Source organism: Thermomonospora echinospora (assembly GCF_900108175.1).
GTDB classification, from domain to species: Bacteria; Actinomycetota; Actinomycetes; order Streptosporangiales; family Streptosporangiaceae; genus Thermomonospora; species Thermomonospora echinospora.
In genome coordinates this window covers 468,779-489,955 of the sequence record NZ_FNVO01000002.1, presented here as the reverse complement: position 1 = coordinate 489,955, position 21,177 = coordinate 468,779, and the positions used below count along the sequence as shown (strand labels likewise).

The 21,177-nt window shown below is 72.3% G+C and carries 20 protein-coding genes; 13 read left to right on the top strand and 7 right to left on the bottom strand.

Going from position 1 to position 21,177, the window contains the following annotated elements; all coding sequences use genetic code 11:
- Positions 1–6: 6 nt before the first annotated feature.
- From C4U03_RS06540 to C4U03_RS06530, 3 genes are all read left to right on the top strand, one after another.
- Entirely contained in the window at positions 7–1,689 is a 1,683-nt protein-coding gene (locus C4U03_RS06540) for a 3-hydroxyacyl-CoA dehydrogenase family protein (RefSeq protein ID WP_103936721.1), read from the top strand.
- A gap of 187 nt (positions 1,690–1,876) precedes the next feature.
- Positions 1,877–2,722: a hypothetical protein gene (locus C4U03_RS06535; RefSeq protein WP_103936720.1), complete on the top strand. Its 846-nt coding sequence runs from the start codon at positions 1,877–1,879 to the stop codon at positions 2,720–2,722.
- 393 nt (positions 2,723–3,115) lie between these two features.
- Positions 3,116–3,439 (top strand): ATP/GTP-binding protein, encoded by a 324-nt coding sequence (locus C4U03_RS06530; protein ID WP_103936972.1) that lies wholly within the window; start codon positions 3,116–3,118, stop codon positions 3,437–3,439.
- Between the two features lie 98 nt (positions 3,440–3,537).
- Here the strand turns inward: C4U03_RS06530 and C4U03_RS06525 are convergent, their stop codons facing one another.
- On the bottom strand, positions 3,538–4,026 hold the full coding sequence (locus C4U03_RS06525) for a GNAT family N-acetyltransferase (RefSeq protein WP_200827078.1): 489 nt from the start codon (positions 4,024–4,026) through the stop codon (positions 3,538–3,540).
- A gap of 397 nt (positions 4,027–4,423) precedes the next feature.
- Here C4U03_RS06525 and C4U03_RS06520 point away from each other — a divergent pair, with 397 nt between their 5' ends.
- Together C4U03_RS06520 and C4U03_RS06515 are read left to right on the top strand one after the other, a co-directional pair.
- On the top strand, positions 4,424–5,140 hold the full coding sequence (locus C4U03_RS06520; RefSeq protein ID WP_103936719.1) for an alpha/beta hydrolase: 717 nt from the start codon (positions 4,424–4,426) through the stop codon (positions 5,138–5,140).
- A gap of 151 nt (positions 5,141–5,291) precedes the next feature.
- Complete coding sequence (locus C4U03_RS06515) at positions 5,292–6,083, top strand: alpha/beta fold hydrolase (RefSeq protein ID WP_103936718.1); 792 nt, start codon at positions 5,292–5,294, stop codon at positions 6,081–6,083.
- A gap of 60 nt (positions 6,084–6,143) precedes the next feature.
- On the opposite strand, the gene C4U03_RS06510 is transcribed toward C4U03_RS06515, so the two are convergent.
- Positions 6,144–7,682, bottom strand: coding sequence for an AI-2E family transporter (locus C4U03_RS06510; protein ID WP_235017674.1), 1,539 nt, complete (start codon positions 7,680–7,682; stop codon positions 6,144–6,146).
- A 154-nt stretch (positions 7,683–7,836) separates the two neighbouring features.
- The gene (locus C4U03_RS06505) at positions 7,837–9,138 is read right to left on the bottom strand and encodes a DivIVA domain-containing protein (RefSeq protein ID WP_103936717.1); all 1,302 of its coding nucleotides are present in this window, start codon (positions 9,136–9,138) and stop codon (positions 7,837–7,839) included.
- A 419-nt stretch (positions 9,139–9,557) separates the two neighbouring features.
- Here C4U03_RS06505 and C4U03_RS06500 point away from each other — a divergent pair, with 419 nt between their 5' ends.
- Both C4U03_RS06500 and C4U03_RS06495 read left to right on the top strand, forming a co-directional pair.
- Complete coding sequence (locus tag C4U03_RS06500) at positions 9,558–10,100, top strand: hypothetical protein (protein WP_103936716.1); 543 nt, start codon at positions 9,558–9,560, stop codon at positions 10,098–10,100.
- Positions 10,100–11,188, top strand: coding sequence for an OmpA family protein (locus tag C4U03_RS06495; protein WP_103936715.1), 1,089 nt, complete (start codon positions 10,100–10,102; stop codon positions 11,186–11,188). The genes C4U03_RS06500 and C4U03_RS06495 overlap by 1 nt, the downstream gene beginning before the upstream one ends.
- 154 nt (positions 11,189–11,342) lie before the next feature.
- On the opposite strand, the gene mce is transcribed toward C4U03_RS06495, so the two are convergent.
- Positions 11,343–11,780 (bottom strand): methylmalonyl-CoA epimerase, encoded by a 438-nt coding sequence (gene mce, locus C4U03_RS06490; protein WP_103936714.1) that lies wholly within the window; start codon positions 11,778–11,780, stop codon positions 11,343–11,345.
- A gap of 123 nt (positions 11,781–11,903) precedes the next feature.
- Between mce and C4U03_RS06485 the strand changes: the two genes are divergently transcribed.
- Positions 11,904–13,094 (top strand): acetyl-CoA C-acetyltransferase, encoded by a 1,191-nt coding sequence (locus tag C4U03_RS06485; protein ID WP_200827077.1) that lies wholly within the window; start codon positions 11,904–11,906, stop codon positions 13,092–13,094.
- A gap of 3 nt (positions 13,095–13,097) precedes the next feature.
- On the top strand, positions 13,098–13,505 hold the full coding sequence (locus C4U03_RS06480; RefSeq protein WP_103936713.1) for a hypothetical protein: 408 nt from the start codon (positions 13,098–13,100) through the stop codon (positions 13,503–13,505).
- Positions 13,506–13,728: 223 nt separating this feature from the next.
- Here C4U03_RS06480 and C4U03_RS06475 read toward each other — a convergent pair whose 3' ends face one another.
- Positions 13,729–14,448: a DUF4230 domain-containing protein gene (locus C4U03_RS06475; protein ID WP_103936712.1), complete on the bottom strand. Its 720-nt coding sequence runs from the start codon at positions 14,446–14,448 to the stop codon at positions 13,729–13,731.
- A 160-nt stretch (positions 14,449–14,608) separates the two neighbouring features.
- Between C4U03_RS06475 and C4U03_RS06470 the strand changes: the two genes are divergently transcribed.
- Entirely contained in the window at positions 14,609–14,908 is a 300-nt protein-coding gene (locus C4U03_RS06470; RefSeq protein ID WP_235017673.1) for a DUF3817 domain-containing protein, read from the top strand.
- Positions 14,909–14,930: 22 nt separating this feature from the next.
- Here C4U03_RS06470 and C4U03_RS06465 read toward each other — a convergent pair whose 3' ends face one another.
- The gene (locus tag C4U03_RS06465) at positions 14,931–16,259 is read right to left on the bottom strand and encodes a hypothetical protein (protein WP_103936710.1); all 1,329 of its coding nucleotides are present in this window, start codon (positions 16,257–16,259) and stop codon (positions 14,931–14,933) included.
- A complete protein-coding gene (locus C4U03_RS06460; protein ID WP_103936709.1) occupies positions 16,252–17,037 on the bottom strand; it encodes an ATP-binding cassette domain-containing protein in 786 nt (261 codons plus the stop codon). Before C4U03_RS06460 ends, C4U03_RS06465 begins: the two co-directional genes overlap by 8 nt.
- A 518-nt stretch (positions 17,038–17,555) precedes the next feature.
- On the opposite strand from C4U03_RS06460, the gene C4U03_RS06455 reads away from it, so the two are divergent.
- From C4U03_RS06455 to C4U03_RS06445, 3 genes are all read left to right on the top strand, one after another.
- Entirely contained in the window at positions 17,556–18,515 is a 960-nt protein-coding gene (locus C4U03_RS06455; RefSeq protein WP_103936708.1) for a tetratricopeptide repeat protein, read from the top strand.
- 54 nt (positions 18,516–18,569) lie between these two features.
- On the top strand, positions 18,570–19,241 hold the full coding sequence (locus C4U03_RS06450) for a cytidylate kinase-like family protein (protein WP_103936707.1): 672 nt from the start codon (positions 18,570–18,572) through the stop codon (positions 19,239–19,241).
- Between the two features lie 344 nt (positions 19,242–19,585).
- Positions 19,586–20,989, top strand: coding sequence for an NAD-dependent malic enzyme (locus C4U03_RS06445; RefSeq protein ID WP_103936706.1), 1,404 nt, complete (start codon positions 19,586–19,588; stop codon positions 20,987–20,989).
- The last annotated feature ends 188 nt before the right edge of the window (positions 20,990–21,177 follow it).

Genomic DNA, 21,177 nt, shown 5'->3' with positions numbered 1-21,177 from the left:
CCGAGCATGAGTGGTGGTTCGTTCAGCAAGGTAGGGGTCGTCGGGCTGGGCACCATGGGTGCGGGCATCGCCGAGGTGCTCGCCCGGGGTGGCCTGGCCGTCGTCGGCATCGAGATCAACGACGAGGCGCTGGCCCGGGGCCGCGGCCATCTGGACGACTCCACCGGCCGCGCGGTCAAGCGCGGCAAGCTCACCGAGGAGGGGCGGCGGGAGATCCTCGACCGGATCACCCTGTCCACCGCGTTCGCCGACCTGGCCGACTGCGACCTGGTCATCGAGGCCGTGCCGGAACGGCTGGAGCTCAAGCGGCGGGTGTTCGCCGAGCTCGACAAGGTGTGCCGCGCCGACGCGGTGCTGGCCACCAACACCTCCTCGCTGTCGGTCACCGACATCGCCATCACCACCGGCCGCCCGGCCCAGGTCGTCGGCGTCCATTTCTTCAACCCCGCCCCGGTGATGCGGCTGGTCGAGGTGATCGGCACCGTCGTCACCGAGCCCGGCGCCGTCACCCGGGTCGCCGACCTGGTGCGCGGCCTCGGCAAGACCCCGGTCGTCGTCGGCGACCGCGCGGGCTTCGTCGCCAACCGGCTGTTGTTCGGCTACCTCAACCAGGCCGCCGCCATGTACGGCTCCGGGCACGCCACCCTGGAGGACATCGACACCGCCATGAAGGTGGGCGCGGGCCTGCCGATGGGCCCCTTCACCCTCATGGACCTGATCGGCCTGGACACCTGTCTGGAGGTGCTGGAGGCCATCTACCGCGAGACGCGGGACCGCCGCCACGCCCCCGCACCCGTCCTGCGAGAGCTGGTCACCGCGGGGCTGCTCGGCCGCAAGACCGGCCGCGGCTTCCACCCGTACGGCTCCGCCGCCGAGCCCGCCGCCGCTCCGTCGGCGGAGACCGCGCAGCCGCTGGTCGGTGTGGTCGGCTCCGGTCCCCTGGCCGTCGCCGTCGTCGCCCGCTGTGCCCGCGCCGGCTCGCAGGTCCGGTACGTCGCGGGGGACGCGGAGAAGGCCGAGTCCGCCGGGGCGGCGCTGGAGGAGGCCCTCACCGCCGAGGAACTGGCCCGCGTCACCGGAGGCTCGGAGCTGGACGGCCTGGCCGACTGCGACCTGGTCATCGAGGCGGTCGCCGAGGACGTCTCGATGAAGCGCTCGGTGCTGGCTGCCGTCGACGATGTGGCGCGGCCGGGCGCGGTGCTGGCCACCACCGCCTCCACCGTCCCGGTCATCGAGCTGGCGATGGCCACCGACCGCCCCGCTGATGTGGTGGGCCTGCACTTCCCCGAGGCGGACGGTCCGCTGGTCGAGGTTGTCCCCACCGTCGTCACCGATCCGCAGACTGCCGACCGGGCCACCGCCCTGGCCGCCGGGCTCGGCCTTACCGCCGTCCGCTGCCGCGACCGTGCGGGCTTCATCGTGGACGCCCTGCGCTTCCCCTACCTGAACGATGCCGTCCGGATGCTGGAGGCGGGGTACGCCGACGCCGACTCCATCGACGCCGCCATGACCCTCGGCTGCGGCTACCCGACGGGCCCGATCGCCGACCTGGACCGTCTCGGCCTGGACCGCGCCGTGGCCGTCCTGCACGCCCTCTACACCGAGAGCCGGGAGGCCGCCCTGGCTCCCGCCCCGCTCCTGGAGGAGTACGTGACCGCCGGCCACTCCTTCCGCACCCAGACCACCTGACGGAGAAGTCCCCGCTGCGGCGGACTCGAACCGGTCGCAACGCCGGCGCCCGCCAAGCCGCCCCAGCCCACGACCGGCGCCGAGGACGAGTGCGAACGGCCGGCGGCCAACCGGCTGTTGCTGTGCGTGTTTCCACAGAATCGCGTTCCACTGTTGACGGGGCCGGCCTGGGCGGAGGCTGGACGGCATGGAACGACCGTCACCTTCCGACGTCCTGACCGCCCGGGTCCGGTCCCTGGCTTCGGTCCTGCCCGCGCACGCCGTGTTCGCCGAACGCACCGCCGCCTGGCTGTGGGGCGTCGACGCGTCGTCGATGGGCGTCGGCCGGGCCGACCGCCCCATCGAGCTGGCCGTTCCGGCCGGTCGTGCGTCGCCCGATATCCCCGGCTGCCGGACGCGCGGAGGGCACCTGCCCGCCGAGGACGTCACCTACCTGGACGGCGTACGCGTCACCACACGCGAACGCACCGCGCTGGACTGTGCCCGCTGGCTTCCGCGTCTGGAGGCGATAGCCGCACTCGACCAGTTCTTACGCGCCGGCACCGATGCCGCTCTGCTCCGCAGGCGCATGCGCCTGCTGACCGGTGAGACCCACGCGCGGCGCCTGCGTGAGGTCCTCACCCTGGCCGACGCTGGAGCGATGCTCCCCGGTGAGACCTACACCAGGATCCGCGTCATGGACGCCGGGCTGCCCCGCCCCCGCACCCAGATCCCCGTGCCCTCGTCCGGCCGCCCCAGGTTCTTCCTCGACATGGGTTATGAGGACCACCTCACCGCAGTGGAGTACGACGGTGAGGAATTCCACACCGCCCGTGCCCACTGCCGCCGCGACGCCGCCCGCCGCACCTGGATCCGCGAGCACCACGGCTGGGAGATCATCGTCGTCACCAAGGAGGACGTCCTGTTCAACCCGGCACCCTTCCTGGAGACTCTGACCACCATCCTCATGCACCGAGGCTGGAGCCCCGCCCCCGCCCGGCTGGACCGCATCGCCGCCAAACTCACCCGCCTCCGCCGCCACCGGCCCCCCTGACCCCACCCGCCCACGGCAGAGCCTCCACGGGCGGGCTTATTGTGAGTGCCGATTCTCCGCGCCGGGCAGCGCTCGCCAGAGCTTCTGTGAAGGCCGGTTTGAGAGTCTGGCTCACTGAGCACGGGGAGGGCTTCCGTGGCGCCGGTTTGTGTGCGCCGGCCAGTACCCGGCAGGGCCTTCCGTGAGCATCGGTCCTGTGGGGCTCTGCGGGCCGATCGGCGTCCGGACAGGGATTCCGCGCGTCGGTTCGGTGTTGGCAATCCGGGGCGCCGGCGTGACGGACGGGTGTCGGGGCGGCCGTAGGCCGATCGGCATGAGCCCGCGCAGGTCGGTGTGTCGATCCGGGGCGCTGGCGTGACGGACGGGTGTCCGGGCGGCCGTAGGCTGATCGGCATGAGCCCGCGCAGGAACAGGCGCCCCCCAAGGCAGGACGGAAGGTCATACGGTGGCGGCGCTTGGTCGTCCGGGCTGGAGGATCGGGAGGAGGGGCCGGACGGTGAATGGATCGTCCGGACGATCGCCCCGGCGAACGCCATCAAGCCGTACCGCTGCCCGGGGTGCGACCACGAGATCGCGCCGGGCATCGGCCATGTGGTGGCCTGGCCCGCCGACCGAGGCGGCCCGGACGACCGCCGCCACTGGCACAAGCCGTGCTGGCGCGCCCGCTTCCAGCGCGGACCCAGGGTCCAGAGATCGCGCAACGCCCCCCGGTACTGAGCCTTAACGGCCCCTGCCGCTGAGCCGCATGAGAGCCGGCGGGTCTGCCACCCGGCAGGCGGAGAGCATCCGGAAACCGGTGGGACTCGCGGCGAAGGTCAGAGCCGCCGGTACATGATGTGCAGGCCGACATGGCCGTGGACCGGGTGATGGAAGCCCTCGGGGATGGTGGCCAGCACCTCGAAGCCGAGCGACCTCCACAGCGACACCGCCCGGGTGTTGGTCTCGACGACGGCGTTGAACTGCATTGCCCGGAAACCGTCCCGGCGGGCCTGTTCCAGGACGTGCTCGCCGAGCCTCCTGCCCACGCCCCGGCCGGAGTACACCGGATCGACCATGAAACTGGCGCTGGAGATGTGCGAGGCCCCGCCACGGTGGTTGCGGACGCTGTTGGCGGTACCGAGGACGGTCCCGTCCGCGTCCACGGCGACGAACGTACGACCCGGCGGGTCCGGGAACCACATCTGCCGGGCCTGGGACTCGGTGGTGTCCCGGTCCCAGGAGAACGTCTCGCCCGCCCGCACGATGCCCTCCATGAACGACCACATCGCAGGCCAGTCGTCCGCAGTCGCCGCTCTCACCAACATGACCGCCAGCATGGTCATCGCCGACACGGGCCGCAAACACTTTCACCCGACCGAGCGCCACCCGTTCGGGACGCCTGTCGTCCGTCGTACGGCTCTATCACAGGCGTGTAGCCCCTGGACGAGAGACGGACGGCTGCTCCTCACGCAGGTCCGTCCGCCGGAGGGTGCCCGACCAGTAGTGGGGCCGACCTGCCTGCTGAAACGTTCGTCGAGGTGAACCTGTGCCGCTTGGCTCCGGCCACCGAAGCCCCCACCGGTTGTCGGACATGCCCTCCGCCGAGCTTGCGTCGATGCGGCAGGCACCGTGCGCTCAGCCGGGCCGGATGGTGGTGGAGCGGGTGGGTACTCGGTGGGGGTCGATTGGGGCGTTACGGTGGGGTTCGGCTTGAGGAGGGTGATGGGGGAGATCAGGGCGAGTACGGTGCTGCCCGCGGCGCGGACGGACATCACGCTGCACACCGCGGACGGGCTGGAACTGGTCGGAGAGCTGGCGGTGCCGGTGGACCGGGACCCGGTGGCCACGCTGGTGTGCCTGCATCCGCTGCCGACGCACGGCGGGATGATGGACAGCCATGTGATCCGCAAGGCGTCGTACCGGCTGCCCGCGCTGGCGGGGCTGGCGGTGTTGCGCTTCAACACGCGGGGCACCGAGTCCGAGCGCGGGGTCAGCCAGGGCTCGTTCGGCGGCGGCGAGACGGAGAAGTACGACGTCGCCGCCGCGTTGGAGTACGCCGAGTACCACGATCTGCCCCGCCCCTGGCTGCTCGGCTGGTCGTTCGGCACGGAGCTGGCGCTCAAGTGGGGCCGGGACCCGCTGGTGCAGGGTCTGCTGCTGCTCAGCCCGCCACTGCACCGGGCGACGGACGCCGACCTGGACGCGTGGGGTGCCGACGGGCGGCCGGTGGTCGCGCTGGTGCCCGAGCACGACGACTACCTGCGTCCCCCGGAGGCGCGTGAGCGGTTCAAGCGGATCCCGCAGGCTGAGGTGGTCGGGGTCGACGGGGCCAAGCACCTGTGGGTGGGCGAGCCGTACGTGCGGATCGTGCTGAACGAGGTCGTCAAACGGGTGGCGCCCCAGGCGCATCCCCTGCCGGAGGAGTGGCCCGCGGGCTAAACTCCCGCGTCCGATCGCGGCCACCGCCTCCACCACCGGCCGATTCGGGGTGACGATTACCTAACTGTCGCGCATGTGACGGCTGCCCGGATCGCCGAGAGAGGAGGCGCACCGTGATGGACCAGTGGGTGCGCCGGACGGGAGAGGCCCGATGACCGTCCAGCTGTACGCCAGGGATGTCGGCGGGGGAACACCGCTCGTGCTGCTGCACGCGTTTCCGCTGTCGTCGGCGATGTGGCTGGCGCAGCGGGAGGGGCTCGGTGGCCGCTTCCGCGTGATCACACCCGACCTGCGCGGCTTCGGCGGCTCGGTGCTGGGCGAGGACGAGCCGTCGGTGGACGTGATGGCCGACGACGTGGCCCGGATGCTGCGCGTCAAGGGCATCGACCGCGCGGTGATCGGCGGGCTGTCCATGGGCGGCTACGTGGCGATGGCCCTGTGCCGGCGGCATCCGGACCGGGTGCTGGGGCTGGTGCTGGCCGGCACGAAGGCGAGCGCGGACACCGAGCAGGCCAGAGACGTCCGGCTGCGGCAGGCCGAGCGGCTGGAGCACGAGGGCGGCACCCGCGTGCTGGTGGACGAGGTGCTCCCGTTCCTGGTGGGTCCCACCACGATGCGGCAGCGGGCGCTGGTGTACGGGCGGGTGCGCGGGCTGGTCCAGGCGGCGCCGGCGCTCGCGGCGGCCTGGGCACAGCGGGCCATGGCCGCACGCGGGGACTCGTTCGAGACGCTGCGCGGCACGCGGGCGCCCGCTCTCGTCATGGTCGGCGACGAGGACGAGCTGTCGACGCGGACCGACGCCCGCGCCATGGCCGAGGCGCTGCCCAACGCCGAGCTGCAGGTGATCCCCCGTGCCGGCCACCTGTCCGCGGTCGAACAGCCCGACCTGTTCAACCAGGCCGTCGCCGAGTTCGTGGCCGCCCTGGCCCGTACATCGCGGTAACGGACGACCTCGGCGGGCCGGGCCGTTCTCAGGCGGGCCGGTGCGGGCGGGCCGGGAGGGTCACAGGGTGTCCTGGCGGGGGACGACGACCTCGCGGATGATCAGGGCCAGCGCGGCGGCGGCCGGGATGGCCAGCAGGGCGCCCACGATGCCGAGCAGGGTGCCGCCGATCAGGGCGGCGATGATGGTGACGGCCGGCTGCACGTCCACCGCCCGCTTCATCACCCGCGGATGGATGAGGTAGTTCTCGACCTGCTGGTAGACCAGGAAGAAGATCACGCAGGCGATGCCGGTGAACATCCCGTCGAAGAAGGCCACGGTGCAGGCCAACAGAGCGCCGATCGTCGCGCCCACCAGCGGGATCAGCGCGGTGAGGCCGACGAACAGCGCCAGCGGCAGCGCGAACGGGACGTCCATGATCGACAGGAAGACGTAGGCCATGGTGCCGGCGATGAACGCCACGGTGGCGGTGCCGGCCACGTAGCCGCCGATGCGCAGCAGGATCTCGTCGCCCAGCAGCGCCACCCGGGCGCGCCGGGACCGCGGCGCCAGCCGGTAGAAGAACGTCTTGATCGTGGGCAGCGAGCTCAGGAAGTACAGGGTGAGGATGAGCACCGTCAGGGTGTTGAGGATCCCGCCGAGCAGGACGCGGCCGACGCCCACCACGCCGTCGAGGGCGGACTGGCCGAAGTTGGGGTTGGTGACGGCCTCCTGCGCCTTCTGTAGGACCTGGTAGTCGCGGTCCAGTTCCTGGATGCGCTGGTTCTCCCCGAGCTGCTGGATGTAGGCGGGCAGATGGTCGATGAAGTTGGTGATCTGCTCGGTGAGGGGGGGTATCACCGCGAACCCGACCCCGACGAACGCCAGCACCAGACCGAAGAAGACCACCGCGACCGCCCCGCTGCGGGGCAGCCTGGCCCGCTGCAGGCGTTCCACCGCCGGGTTCAGGCCCACAGCCAGGAACATCGAGACCACGATCAGCACGATCACCTGGCGCGCGCTGATGACCGCCTGGACCAGCAGCCAGGCGCAGATCACCCCCAGCGCGGCGGTGAACCCGAACACGAACGGATGCGTCTTGCCCAGGGGCTGCCCGGGCCTGCCGAAGGGGGACAGCTTGTCGGCCCCGGCCTCCCGCTTGCGCTGCTCCATGTCGAGCAGCGGGTCGGGGGTCGGGTCGCCGCCGCCTTCCTCCAGCGCGCGCACGTGCTCGGGGACACGGGGCTCGGGACGCCGTACCGCCGCCACCGCGTCGGTGTGCGCCGTGATCGGATCGTCCCGCCCGGCCCGCGCACTCACAGCGCCCGGCCCGTCCCCGCCCGCACTGGCGCCATCCCCGCCGGACGGGTCGTGTGCGTCTTCGCCGGAGTCATCGGGCGGAGCGTGTTCGGTTGCGGGACCGCCGTGCTTCCCGCCGGGTGAGGCGTCGTCGTTTGGGGCGTCGACGACCTGGGAGGCGCCGGCAGGAGGCCGGTCGTTGGCGGAGGGCCGGTCGTCGGGAGAGGGGGTGGGGACGGGAACGCGTTCCTCGTCCTGGGGAGCGGTGGGAGAGGGAGGGGAGGTGACCGAGCGGTTCTTGCGGGGGGTGTCGTCAGGCACGCCTTCTCCTCGTCCTACCTGCTCGCGACGGTGTGCGCGGCACTCGGGGAGAGCACGCGCACACCGCCCATCATCCTCTTAGACGCCGAGAAGCCTAGAGGGGATCACCCCTCCAGGCTTCTCGGCTGCGGATGGCCGGATCAGCGTGACCGGGTCACTCCTGCCACCAGTCCTCGTCGTCGTCCTGCTTCTTGGCGGTGGCCGCCTTGGCGGGCTGCTTGGCCGCGGCGGGCTTGGGCTCGGGCGCGGACAGGGCCGGCTTCTCCGGAGCGGCGGAGACCTCCTCGGTACCGCCGAGCGGCGGCATCATCGGGGCGCCCGCCCCCCCGCCCAGCAGCTGGCGCAGCTGGTTGAGGTGGCTGGTGATGCTGTCGCGCTGACGGGTGAGCTCGTCGACCTGGCGCTGCGCGGCGGTGCGAATCCGCTCGGCCTCGGCCTTGGTCTCGGCCAGCAGCTGCTCGGCCTGCGACTTGGCCTCGGCGATGACCTGGTCGGAGTTCTTGCGGGCGTTGGCCATGAGCTGCTTGGCGTGCGAGTCGGCCTCACGCCGGGTCTGCTCGGCCTGCTGGGTGGCCTTGGCCGCCCGCTGCTCGGCAGAGGCGGCGCGCTGCTCGGCCTCGGCGACCAGCTTCTGGGTGGCGGCCTGCGCGGCGGCGTGCCGCTCGGCGTCCTGCCGGTCGGCCTCCTCCCGGCGAGCGGCCAGCTGGATCTCGAACTCGGCCTCGGCCTGGGCCCGCTGGGCCTCGCTCTCCTCCAGGATGCGCTGCGCCTGGGCGCGCATCTCGTCGGCCTGGCGCTTGGCCGTGGTGAGGATCTCGTCGCGCTCGCGCTTGGTGGACGCCCGCAGCTGGGCGACCTCCCGCTCGGTGGTGGTGCGGAGCTTGGCGATCTCCCGTTCGGCGGCGGCGCGCTTCTCGGCGACCTCGTGGTCGGCGGTGGCGCGCAGCTTGGCGACCTCGCGCTCGGTGGTGGAGGTCAGCTCGTCGGCCTCGCGGCGGGCCGAGGTGCGCACCTCCTCGGCCTCGCGCTCGGCCGCGTTGCGCATGTCGTCGCCCTCGCGCTGGGCGAGGGCACGCAGCTCGGCGGCCTCGTTCTCGGCGGTGGCGCGCAGCTCTGCGGCGTCCACCTTGGCGGCGGCCTTGATCTCGTTGGCCTCCGAGCGGGCCGCCTGGACCAGCTCGGTGGCCTGCTCCTCGGCCAGCCGCAGCAGCTGCTCGATGCGGGCGCCGAGGCCGGAGTAGGTCGGTCGCTCCTGTTCCTGGAGCTGGCGGTGGGCGTCGGACAGCTCGCGCTGCAGCGCCTGGGTCTGCTCGCGGGCCTGCCGCACCTCGTTGTCGAGCTGCTTGATGTGCTCGTCGACTTGGTGCCGGTCGTAGCCGCGGAGCACCACGTCGAACTCGCGTGGGGGCGTGTCTTCGAAGAAGTTGCTGAGCTGGGCGTCGATGTCGGACTGCATGTGGCTCAATCCTGGCTGTGACGGGGCTACGGGGTTCCGGGACCGGTTGATCGCCTGGACTTGCGGTTTCGCTTAGCGGCCCCAGACCTCTTCCGGCGAAAGGCAGCGTACTCCCGCCACTGCCGTGTTGGGGGCTCATCTGAACGCGCTGCGTGGAATGTCCGGTTTGTAACGGTGCTGGGACCGTTCCGGGAGTGCCCTCAACACGGGGGCAAAAACCTCACAGGCACCCGAACCGCCACACTGTGACCGATCACAACCACACAGTGACCCCTGTGATTCCGATCACGTCACGATTGGGTCATCGTCCGGAATCGGTCGAACCGTCGTCACATCCCAGTGATCATCGGCACACTGCCGACAGCTCCCACGGGTCCGGCATCGCCGCATCCGTTCTCCCACACTTCGGAGGTGACTCCATGCGTCGCGTTCTCGGAGCCGGCGTCCTGGCCCTCGCAGGGCTCACGGCGACCGGTTGCTCCCTCCTCGGAAGCGACGACGGCCCGTCCGCCGCGCAGGTGCCGAAGGCTGAGATCGGCACCGATTCCCACGTCAAGGGCGCCATCGCCAAGGCCGTCCAGCCCTATGCGGGCAAGGACGTCTACGTCGACATCCTGTCGCTCAAGCGCTACGACAAGGTGCTGCGGCTGGTGTACGCGGTCACTCCGCGCGCCCGAGGCAACAGCGACAAGCTGCCCAAGCAGACCTTCGGCGGCAGCTGGTCCGGCGGCGACGCGGGCCGTCCCTACCTCCTCGACACCAAGAACCTGCGGGTGTACGAGCACCTGAGCATCGGCAGCGGCGACAAGGCCTCGTGCGCGTGCTCGGTCGGCATCGAGGAGTACCCGCTCGACCAGCCCACCGTCCTCTACTCCGACTATCCGTCGCCGGACGAGTCGGTGAAGGAGTTGACCGTCGTCATGCCGGTGGTCGGCCCCATGCCGGGGGTGAAGGTCTCTTGATGCGCACCGGTACCGTCCTGACCGGGGCCGCCCTCACCGCGCTGCTGGCCGTGCCGCTCACCGGCGTGGCCGGTGCCGACCCCACACCGTCCCCGACGGCCTGGCCCCGGCCGGGCACGAACGAGAACGGCGCCAGGGCCGGGGAGAGCGAACCCAGAACGATCACCGTTCCGAACCCCGGGACGCTCCAGCAGAACCGCAAGCCCTACGCGCCGATCGAGGAGACGACGGAGAGCGGACGCAGGTCGTTCACTCTCCAGGCCGACGTGCTGTTCAAGAGCGGCAGCGCCGATCTGTCGGACGCGGCCCACAAGTACCTCACCGAGGTCGTCGCCAAGCTGAAGGACGCGGACGCCACCGGAAAGGTGCAGGTGGTCGGGCACACCGACGACGTCGGCGAGCCGCCCGACAACCTCACGCTGTCCGAGCAGCGGGCGGAGGCGGTGACCCAGGCGATGCAGCCCCAGCTCGCCAACACCGGCATCACGCTGGTCGCCGAGGGCAAGGGGGAGACCCAGCCGCGCGACAAGGGCACCTCACCGGAGGCCCGCCAGCGCAACCGGCGGGTGTCGATCCTGTACGGCGACGCATCGGACGCCCCCGCCGAACGGGACTCCCGTTACGTCACCGTGCCGGTCACCGAGACCGCCCCCAACCCGGGCCTGCGCCCGTTTCCGGGAGAGCCGGCCCCGATCGCATCCACCCAGCGGACCATCAACGACACCTGGACGGTCCGGCTGGATGTGACGGAGCTGCGCCGCCACGGCCCGTTCCTGCGGATCGGCTACCGGGTACGGCTGGTCCACCAGGAGGGGACCTCCGAGCTGCGCTACCAGACGTTGTTCGACGGCGACACGCTGCTGCCCGACGGCCACGACGTGGCGCTGATCGACAAGACGCACGCGGAGCAACTGGGTCCGGTGATCACCGGCCAGGGCTGGGTGCTGCGCGACTGGAGCGACAACGGCGAGCGCATCGGTGAGCCCAGGTACGGCTGGACGCTGTTCCCGCAGCCCAGCCAGAAGACCGACCGGCTGTCGTTCTACATCCCGGCCTTCGGCACCATCGACGACATCCCGATCAAGTAACCCGGCCGTCCACGATGTGCGAAACGCACGGGACGCCCCACCGCCAAGGCAGGGCGTCCCGTGGCCGGCGGCGCGGTGCCGTACCCCGCGAGGTCTCAGGGACCCATGCGGAGCCGTGGCCACGGTCACCGGGCCACAGGCCGTGCGGACAGGCTCAGTGCTCGGTGGTCTCGGCGGCCTGGACGAGTTCGGTCAGGACGCCGCCGCAGTCCTTGGGGTGCAGGAACGTGATGCGCGAGCCCATCGAGCCGCGGCGGGGCGCGTCGTACAGGACCCGGACGCCGTGGGAGGCGATCCCGTCGGCCTCCTCCTGGACGTCCCCGTCCGTGCCGAACGCGATGTGGTGCACGCCCTCGCCGTTCTTGGCGAGGAACTTGGCGATGGGCGAGTCGTCGCGGATCGGCTCCAGCAGCTGCAGGTAGGTCGCGCCGCCGTCACCGGCGTCGTTGATCTTGAGCATCGCCTCCCGGACGCCCTGCTCCTCATTGACCTCGGTGTGAATGTCGGTGAACCCGTAGGTGCGGCGGTAGAACTCCACGGTGGCGTCCAGGTCGCGGCAGGCGATGCCGATGTGGTCGATCCGGGTGAGCATGGGCGGTCCTCCTCGTCAGGGGCCGGTGCGGCGGTCGCCGTGGGCCGGGGCGGCCGGAACCGATCCGGCGGCTGTAGGTATCGTGACAAAGTCGCCGCCTGACCTGTTGTGGAGGCCCCCATCATGCCTGCGAACTCCGTGATCGTCGCCGGAGCCCGGACCCCGATCGGCCGCCTGCTCGGCTCGCTCAAGGACTTCACCGCCGCCGACCTAGGCGGCATCGCGATCAAGGCGGCCCTGGAGCGCGCGGGCATCACCGGCGACCAGGTGCAGTACGTGATCCTGGGGCAGGTGCTGCAGGCCGGCGCCGGGCAGATCCCGTCCCGGCAGGCGGCGGTCAAGGCCGGCATCCCGATGAACGTCCCCTCGATCACCATCAACAAGGTCTGCCTGTCCGGGCTGGACGCCATCGCGCTGGCCGACCAGCTCATCCGGGCCGGCGAGTTCGACATCGTGGTGGCCGGCGGCATGGAGTCGATGACCAACGCGCCGCACCTGCTGCCCAAGTCCCGGCAGGGCTTCAAGTACGGCTCGGTCGAGGTGCTCGACCACCTCGCCCACGACGGGCTCACCGACGTCTTCGACGACTGCTCGATGGGCGAGTCGACCGAACGGTTCAACGCCAAGCTCGGGCTGACCCGCGCCGAGCAGGACGAGTTCTCCGCCCGCTCGCACCAGCGCGCCGCCGCCGCGGTCAAGAACGGGGTGTTCGACGAGGAGATCGTGCCGGTGCCGGTGCCGCAGCGCCGGGGCGAGCCGGTGATGTTCACCACCGACGAGGGCGTGCGCGGCGACACCACCGTGGAGACCCTCGGCCGGCTGCGCCCGGCGTTCACCAAGGACGGCACCATCACCGCCGGCTCCTCCTCCCAGATCTCCGACGGCGCCTGCGCGGTCGTGGTGATGTCGGCCGCCAAGGCCGCCGAGCTCGGGCTGACCCCGCTGGCGGAGATCGGTGCGCACGGCAACGTGGCCGGCCCGGACAACTCGCTGCAGTCCCAGCCGTCCAACGCCATCAAGCACGCCCTCGCCAAGGAGGGCCTGGCGGTGGACGCGCTGGACCTGATCGAGATCAACGAGGCGTTCGCCTCGGTCGCCGTGCAGTCGATGCGTGACCTGGGCGTTGACGCCGACAAGGTCAACGTCAACGGCGGGGCCATCGCGCTCGGCCACCCGATCGGCATGTCCGGCGCCCGCATCGTGCTGCACCTGGCCCACGAGCTCAGGCGGCGCGGCGGCGGGGTCGGCGCGGCGGCGCTGTGCGGCGGCGGCGGCCAGGGCGACGCGCTCATCCTGCGCGTCCCGGGAGCCTGACCGTTGGTCACCCCGGTCGCGGTCCTCTTCCACGCCGAAGAGGTCCACGTGCCGCCCGCCGACGACGATGACGAGATCTACGTGGTGGCGTTCGGGGTGTCGCCGCAGACCGCGCCGCCGGAAGGCCTGTGCCTGCAGATCCAGCGGGACGAGGACGAGGAGGTCCGGGACGGGCCGCAGACGCTCACCGGCCCGTGCCTGGTCCTCGACCCCGGCCAGCGCTGCCACTACCAGGGCGTGACCGACGTGCGGGTCGGCCCGGGCAGTGTGCTGATCGGGTTGACCGCCGAGGCGGCGCGCACCCTGGAGGTGCCCGACGACTTCGCGATCACCTACGACCCGCGGACCGTCGACGAGGAGACGCTCAGGGCCGGCCTCGCCCGCGCCCTGGCCCCCCTCCCGATCGGCTGACGGCCCTCCCCGCTCCCGCGAGCTGTCCTTCCCGGCCGGACGGCGACACCGCCGTCCGGCCGACGGACGCACGCCGGACCGCAGCGATCTGTCCGATCACTGTGCCGCCCGCGTCCCGGCGGCGGACAGCCGCTGCCGCTGACCGGCCACCGGGCGTGGGGAGGCCCGGTGGCCCGGCCGGCCGGATCGTCGGCCGGGCCGTGGTGACGGGCGTCGGCCCGGGTCACTGGGTGTTGACGGTGGTCACGGTGACGGTCTTGAAGCCGAGGGATTTGAGCAGGCTCTCCAGCATGAGCCGGGTGTTCTGGTCGGCGCGTTCGCGCAGGCCGCTCTCGTTGGCGGCGGCCTGGATCCGCTGCGACGCCAGCACGTAAAGCTGCTGCTGGTCGCTGGGGTTGGCGCTGAACACGCTGCCGACCCGGTCGATCAGGCCGCGCTGGGTGGCGAACACGTAGCTGCGCTTGGGGTCGAGACTGGCCTGCTCCAGCTGGGCGCGCGGCAGCCGTATCGTGGCGGTGGTGCGGTCCTCGTTGACCGTGACCGCGCCCGACGCCAGCTTGGAGAAGTCCACGTAGGCGTCGACCGACCCGTTGCCGACAAACAGGGTGCGCTGCCCACGTACCGCGCTGGGCAGGAACTTGGCGTCCTTCTCCAGGTCCACGATGACCTGGAAGTTGCCGCTGGCCGCCTCGTAGCGGGAAAGGTCGCGGATCGACTTGAGCACCGCCGGTCCGGTCCGGTCCTTGGTCTGCGTGCCGAAGGGGTTGAGCCAGCCGGGGGTCAGGTCCAGCGCGCCCGCAGCCAGCACCGCCGCGACGGCCACGACCGCCACCAGCACCAGGTTGCGCAGGCCGCGCGGATCACGTCGGGGGGCGGTCTTCGCCTCGGCCGTCGGCGGCTCGGGCGCGCTCCCCTCGTCGCCGTCCGTTTTCGAGCGTGTCATGGCAAAGGCATTCCCCGCGTATGGGACACCTCACATCACGCCGAGGTCACACCTGTCGGGCGTTTACCGGTACCCCTGCACGGACCCTGCCGGTCCTGCCCATAACCTGGGACGAGAGCCAGAACCTCCCAGGAGAAAGCGCTGGATTCCCGTGGACGTCGTGCGTGCCTTCCGTGTCGTTTCGCTGCTGGAAGCGACCTCTTTCCTGCTGCTGCTCGTGGCCAGTGTGCTCAAGCGCACCGCCGACTTCCCGGAGGGCGTGACGGTGCTCGGCCCCATCCACGGGGCGCTGTTCGTGGCCTACGTGGCGGTGGCGTTCATGTCGCGTTCGCAGACCGGCTGGAGCAACGGCCGGATGGCGCTGGCCCTGGGAGCCTCGGTCCTGCCGGTGGCGCCCTTCTTCGTGGAGCGCAAGTGGCTGCGCCCGATCGAGAAGACCCCCGCCGCCCGCGGCGCCTGACCTTCCGGCCGGGCGACGCCGCTCAGCGGAAGTGCCGGGGGGCGAGACTGCAGGAGCGGTACTCCTCGTAGTGGGCGGCCAGCCAGGCTCGCCGGCGGTTCTCGTCCCATCCGGCGAAGCGCTGGGAGGCCAGTGCAAAGCCCCTGACCGCGGGCGCGCGGATGCTGGCGGCGACCGACGCCCGTTCGAGGTTGCCGGTGGCCGGTTTGGGAGAGGACGACGGGGCGGCGGGCGGGGCCTCCTCGCCGCGCAGCCACACGTCCACCATCGTCCGGTACGCCCGGCCGGAGGGATGCCGCGGGCGGGCGCACGAGCGCGGGTCCGCCACGGTCGCCTGGATCTGCCGGACGACCTGCCCCTCGAAGCCCGGAGTCAGCGAGGTGAGGTGCACGAACGCCACCCCGCCCCGGATACCGGCCGGCTCGCTGTCCGGCCGCTGCATCACCCTGGTGAAGGCGGCGGGGGTGGTGCTGAGCCGGGCGGCCAGCGGGGTGAGCGCGGTCTCCAGCACGGGCAGCGCGGCGTCCAGCGCGGGATGCACGCAGATCATCAGCGGCCACTGCCGGCACACGTGGCCGACCTGGGCCGGGACGGCGGCCCCCTGCTGCGCCGACAGGCGGTGCGTGCCGAGCGAGGTCAGGGCCAGCGCGCACACCAGCGGCACCAGCAGCGGCCGGTGCCTGGTCAGTACCAGGACATAGCCGGTGACCAGTGCCGTCGTCAGGCTCGCCGCCCACAGCAACTGGTCGGCCGGCAGCCCGGGACGCAGCGTGGTGAACGGTTCCAGCCGGTCGACCGTCGCCGGGGGCACCAGGTTCAGCCACGATCCGCCCGGCCCCCGCAGCGCCGCCCACAGCCCGGTCACCACGCCCGCCGCCGCGACGGTCAGCGTGTGCGGGGCCAGGCGCCCGGCCAGGTATCCCACCACCACGTGCAACGTCAGGGTGACCGCGCCGGCCAGTAGCCCCAGCGGATGCGCGGTGCCCGGCCGCTGGGTCAGCACCGTCTCGCCGATGACCACCATGGCCGCCATCCCGTAGGCCAGCAGCGCCGCGTGGGTGAGCAGCAGCAGGTCCAGCAGCGGCCCGGTGGCGGGCGAACGGGCGGTGAGGCCGCGCAAATAGCCGAGCCGGTGCTCGCGGACCGCCAGCCAGGCCGCCAGCGCCGCCGCCAGCGGGCCCATCCACCGCACCGACGCCATCAGCGCCACCACCGCGTTGTCCCAGCCGTCCACCCCGGGCATCATCGTCCGCCAGGCGGCGGCCACCCCCGCCACGGCCAGCGCGGGCACCGCCACCAGCGGCGCGGCGCGGCGGGCGTCCAGGCGGAGCACCCGCCCCAGCTCAGACACAGGCGCCGGTGCCCACGGCCAGCCGCGCGGACCGCTCCGTCCCGTCCGCGCCGGCCCGCGCCGGGGGCGTGACGGGGCCGGGAACGGACGGGACGGGGCCGGTGGCGAGGGGGGAGGCGACGGGCGGGGGCGCGGCGGCGGCTTCGATGAGCCGGCCGCGGCCGAGCGCGAACAGCCGGTCGCACCAGCCGGTCAGCTCCTCGATGGCGCGGGCGGTGACCACCACCGTGGGCGCCAGCGCGCCGATCAGCGTGATCAGCGCGTTCGCCTCCGGCTCGGCCAGCCCGGTGAGCGGCTCGTCCAGCAGCACCAGGTCGGGCTCGTGCACGCAGGTGGCGGCCAGCCCGGCACGCAGCCGCATGTCCGGCGGCAGCAACGCCAGCTCGGTGGCCGCGACCTCGCCGAGTTCCAGCCGTTCCAGCATCGCCGCCGCGGTGCCGGCCGGCACCCGTTTGTAATAGGCGGAATAGGCGATGAACTCCGCCACGGTGAATCCCTGGGCCCAGGAGAAACGGTCCGGAAGATAACCGATCCGAGCCCGTACGGCACGCACGCTGTGCGCATTGCCGATGTCATGTCCAAGAATTCCCAGTGCGCCGACATGGGGTCGGCGCAGCGTCGCGAACGTGGCCAGCAGGGTGGACTTCCCGGTGCCCGGCGGGCCGGCTACGCCGACTACCCCTCCGGTGACGTCGAAGTCCGCCGGGCGCAGCAGCCACCGCCCCCCGCGGCGGACGCCCATCCTACGGGCCACGATCGCGGAGTCGTCCGCGATCATTGAACCCCCCATAACGTCATGCGCTCGCGCTGGCCGCGGCCGCCCCGTACCGATTTCCACCGGTGCGGGCAAGTGGCGGACCATGGACCCTTTGCCGTCGCAACACGCATCGACCGCAGCACTATAACCGCGCTTGGTGAGCGCTGTCAGCTTCCTTTTTGGAACTGCCCGCGACCGTGTTCGTTCTTTACCTCATGGTAAATACGCGAATTCACGCGATGGGCGGATTGTTCGGGGCGCGCCGGGACACGCCGGAACGCGTCGGGACGGACCTGGCCGCCGGGTCGTCCCGGCGCGTCCCGGCCTGCCGGGCATCACCGTGGTCATCGGGCATCGGGCATCGGGCGTCGCCGTGGTCCGCCCGGCACCGTCCCGGTCCGTTCGGTGTCGCTCCGGCCCGCCCGGGGCGTTCCGGATCCGCCGCCGCGGATCCGTCCGTGGTCGGGGCGCCGGCGGGGAACGATCGCCATGGGCGGACAGGCGCACGGCGGGCCGCTCCGATGGGGCAGGATGGACCTATGGCTTCTCGGGACTTTTCGTTGCACGGGGCCGTCGACCTCGGTGCCCGCCAGGCCGCCGCCAAGCGGCAGCAGGAGCGCAGGGCGCAGGCCGGCGGGGGTGGAGCCGCCGGGGGCGGGGCCGGGGCGGCCGGGGGCGTCCATGTCGTGGACGTCACCGACCAGACCTTCAACACCGAGGTCGTCGAGCGGTCCCGGTCGGTCCCGGTGCTGGTGGACTTCTGGGCCGAGTGGTGCGGGCCCTGTAAGCAGCTCGGCCCGATCCTGGAACGGCTCGCCGAGGAGGCGGCCGGCCAGTGGGTCCTGGCCAAGGTGGACATCGACGCCAACCCGCAGCTGGCCGCCTACATGCAGCAGATGGGCGTGCGCGGGATCCCGTTCGTCGCCGTGGTGGTGGCCGGGCAGCTCATGCCGTTCCTGAACGGCGCCGCTCCCGAGCCGCAGGTGCGCCAGGCCATCGGCCAGCTCTTCGAGGCGCTGCGGCAGGAGGGCATCCTTCCTGAGGACGGCCAGGCCCCCGCCGAGGGCCCCGGCGTGATGCCCGAGGTCGACCCGGCGTACGCCGAGGCGGAGGCGGCGCTGCAGCGCGGTGACATGGACGCCGCCAAGGACGCCTTCCAGCGGATCCTCGACTCCTCGCCCCAGGACACCGAGGCCAAGCGCGGGCTGGCGCTGGTCGAGCTGAGCCGGCGGGTCGGCGGGATCGACGCCGGGCAGGCGCTGCGCGAGGCCGACGAGCAGCCCGGCGACGTGGCCCGGCAGACCCGGGCGGCCGACGTCGAGCTGCTGTCCGGCCGGATCGAGGACGCCTTCGAACGGCTGGTCGCCACCGTCCGCCGCACCTCCGGCGACGACCGCGACACCGCCCGCAAGCACCTGCTGTCGCTGTTCGAGGTGCTGCCGTCCGACGACCCCCGGGTGACCCAGGCCCGTCGGCGCCTGCAGTCGGCCCTGTTCTGACCGGGGTCCCCGGCGGGCGGGCGCCCGGCCCGTTCCGGCGGGCATGATGGTGGTGTGCCCGCCCGCGTGGTGACGCTCTCCGCCACGTTCGGCGCCGGGGGCAGCGTGATCGGACCCGCCGTCGCCGAGCGGCTCGGTGTGCCGTTCGTGGACCGGGCGGTGCCGGCGACCGTCGCGGCCGAGATCGGCTGCACCCTGGAGGAGGCGCTGGCGCACGACGACCGGGCCGAGCACGGCCTGGGCCGCATCCTGGCCGGCGCCGCCCGGGTGCCGGTCGTGGCGCTCGGCGGCATGGACGTCCACCTGTCCGACCGCGCCCTGGTCCCCGCGGAGGAGTTCGTCGCCCGTACCGAACAGGTGATCAGGCAGATCGCCGACGGCGGCGGGGTCATCCTGGGCCGGGCGGCCGCGGTGGTGCTCGGCGACCGCCTCGGCGTCCTGCACGTCCGGCTGGACGGGCCCGTCGACCGCCGTCTGGAGCGGGCGCTGCGCGACTTCGCGGACGAGCCCGGACCCGGGCCGGGCCGGGAGCGGACCGAGGCGGAGCGCAGGCGGTCCGTCCGGCGCGCCCTGGACGACAACGACCGCGCCCGCACCGCCTACGTCAGGCACTTCTACCGGGTCGATCCCGCCTCGCCCCGGCTGTACCACCTGGTGATCGACAGCACCAGACTGCCGGTGGACGCGGTGACCGAGCTGATCGTCTCGGCGGCGGACGCGGTCTGACCCGATCCGCACTGTGCCGCACCGGACCGCCGTGCCGTGCCGCGTTGCCGTGCCGGACCGTGCCACGCCGCGCCGCGCTGGACCGCACCGGACCGCCGTGGCGTGCCGTGCCCTGCCGCCCGATCGCTGTGCCGCGCTGCGCCGGACCGTGCCGTGCCGGACCGTGTCGTGGTCGGTGGTCGGGTCGATCGTGGTGGCGGTCTGGTCCAATCGGGGGCAAAGGGCCCGACTGACATGCGACGATGAGTGCGGGACAACGTCGTTCCCCTCCTGGCGCGGCGCCGGGGGCGCCGGGGGGCTCCGCCTGCCCGGCTGATGTGTGAACGCGTAAGGGAGCAGTCGTCGTGGCCACCGTGCCGAGTGTGTCGTACTCGATCACCGTCCGGCTGGAGGTGCCCGCCGGGGGCCGGGCCGTCAGCCAGATCACCCATGTCGTGGAGAACGCGGGGGGCATCGTCACCGCGCTGGACGTCAACACCGCGGCGCACGAGTCGCTGCGCATCGACGTGACCATCGCCACCCGTGACACCGAACACGCCGAGGCGATCGTGGCGGCGATCGAGGTGATCGAGGGAGTGCGGATCCACAAGGTCAGCGACCGGACCTTCCTGATGCACCTCGGCGGCAAGATCGAGATGCGCTCCAAGGTGCCGCTGCGCACCCGTGACGAGCTGTCCATGGCCTACACGCCGGGGGTGGCGCGGGTCAGCCTGGCCATCGCCCGCAACCCCGAGGACGTGCGGCGGCTGACGGTCAAGCGCAACAGCGTCGCCGTGGTCACCGACGGCTCGGCGGTGCTCGGGCTGGGCAACATCGGCCCGCAGGCGGCGCTGCCGGTCATGGAGGGCAAGGCGGCGCTGTTCAAGCGGTTCGCCGACATCGACGCCTGGCCGATCTGCCTGGACACCCAGGACACCGACGAGATCGTGCGGACCGTGCAGATCCTCGCGCCCGCGTTCGGCGGCATCAACCTGGAGGACATCTCCGCGCCGCGCTGCTTCGAGGTCGAGGCCCGGCTGCGCGAGCTGCTGGACATCCCGGTCTTCCACGACGACCAGCACGGCACCGCGATCTGCGTGCTGGCCGCGCTGACCAACGCGCTGCGGGTGGTGGGCAAGGACCTGTCGGCGGTCCGCATCGCGATGGCGGGCGCGGGCGCGGCCGGCACCGCCATCCTGCGGCTGCTGATGCACGCCGGGGCCCGCAACGTGGTCGTGTGCGACTACCACGGCGCCGTCCACCGGGGCCGCGACGACCTCGACGACTCGCTGCGCTGGATCGCCGACCACACCAACGCCGAGGGGTACGACGGCGACCTGCGCGGGGCGGTCAAGGGCGCCGACGTGTTCATCGGGGTCTCCGCGCCGGGCATCCTGACCGGCGATGACATCGCGACCATGAACGACGACGCGATCGTGTTCGCGCTGGCCAACCCCGAGCCGGAGGTCTCCCCGGACGACGCCCGCGAGCACGCCGCCGTGGTGGCCACCGGGCGCAGCGACTACCCCAACCAGATCAACAACGTGCTGGCCTTCCCGGGGGTGTTCCGCGGGCTGCTGGACGCCCAGGCCGACGAGGTCTCCCAGGGCATGCTGCTGGCCGCCGCGCAGGCGCTGGCCGCGGTGGTGACCGACGACGAGCTCGGCCCCAACTACATCGTGCCGAGCGTCTTCCACCCGGACGTCACCCACGCGGTGGCCGCCTCCGTCCGCGAGGCCGCCGGAGGCCGCCCCCGCACCGAGGCCTGATACCCGTTCCCGGGGGCCGCCTGCCGCGGCCACCCGGCCGGGAACCCCATGCTCACTTCCGGCGACCCGCCGTCATACGCCGGCAGGCCACGCAGGCAGGCCGGAATCAGGTGCTCGGTCCCTCGACGGGACGGTTGCCGAGTGCCGTATGGGCCGGGCTGGTGTGTGCGTTCTCGGTGGCCTGCGGT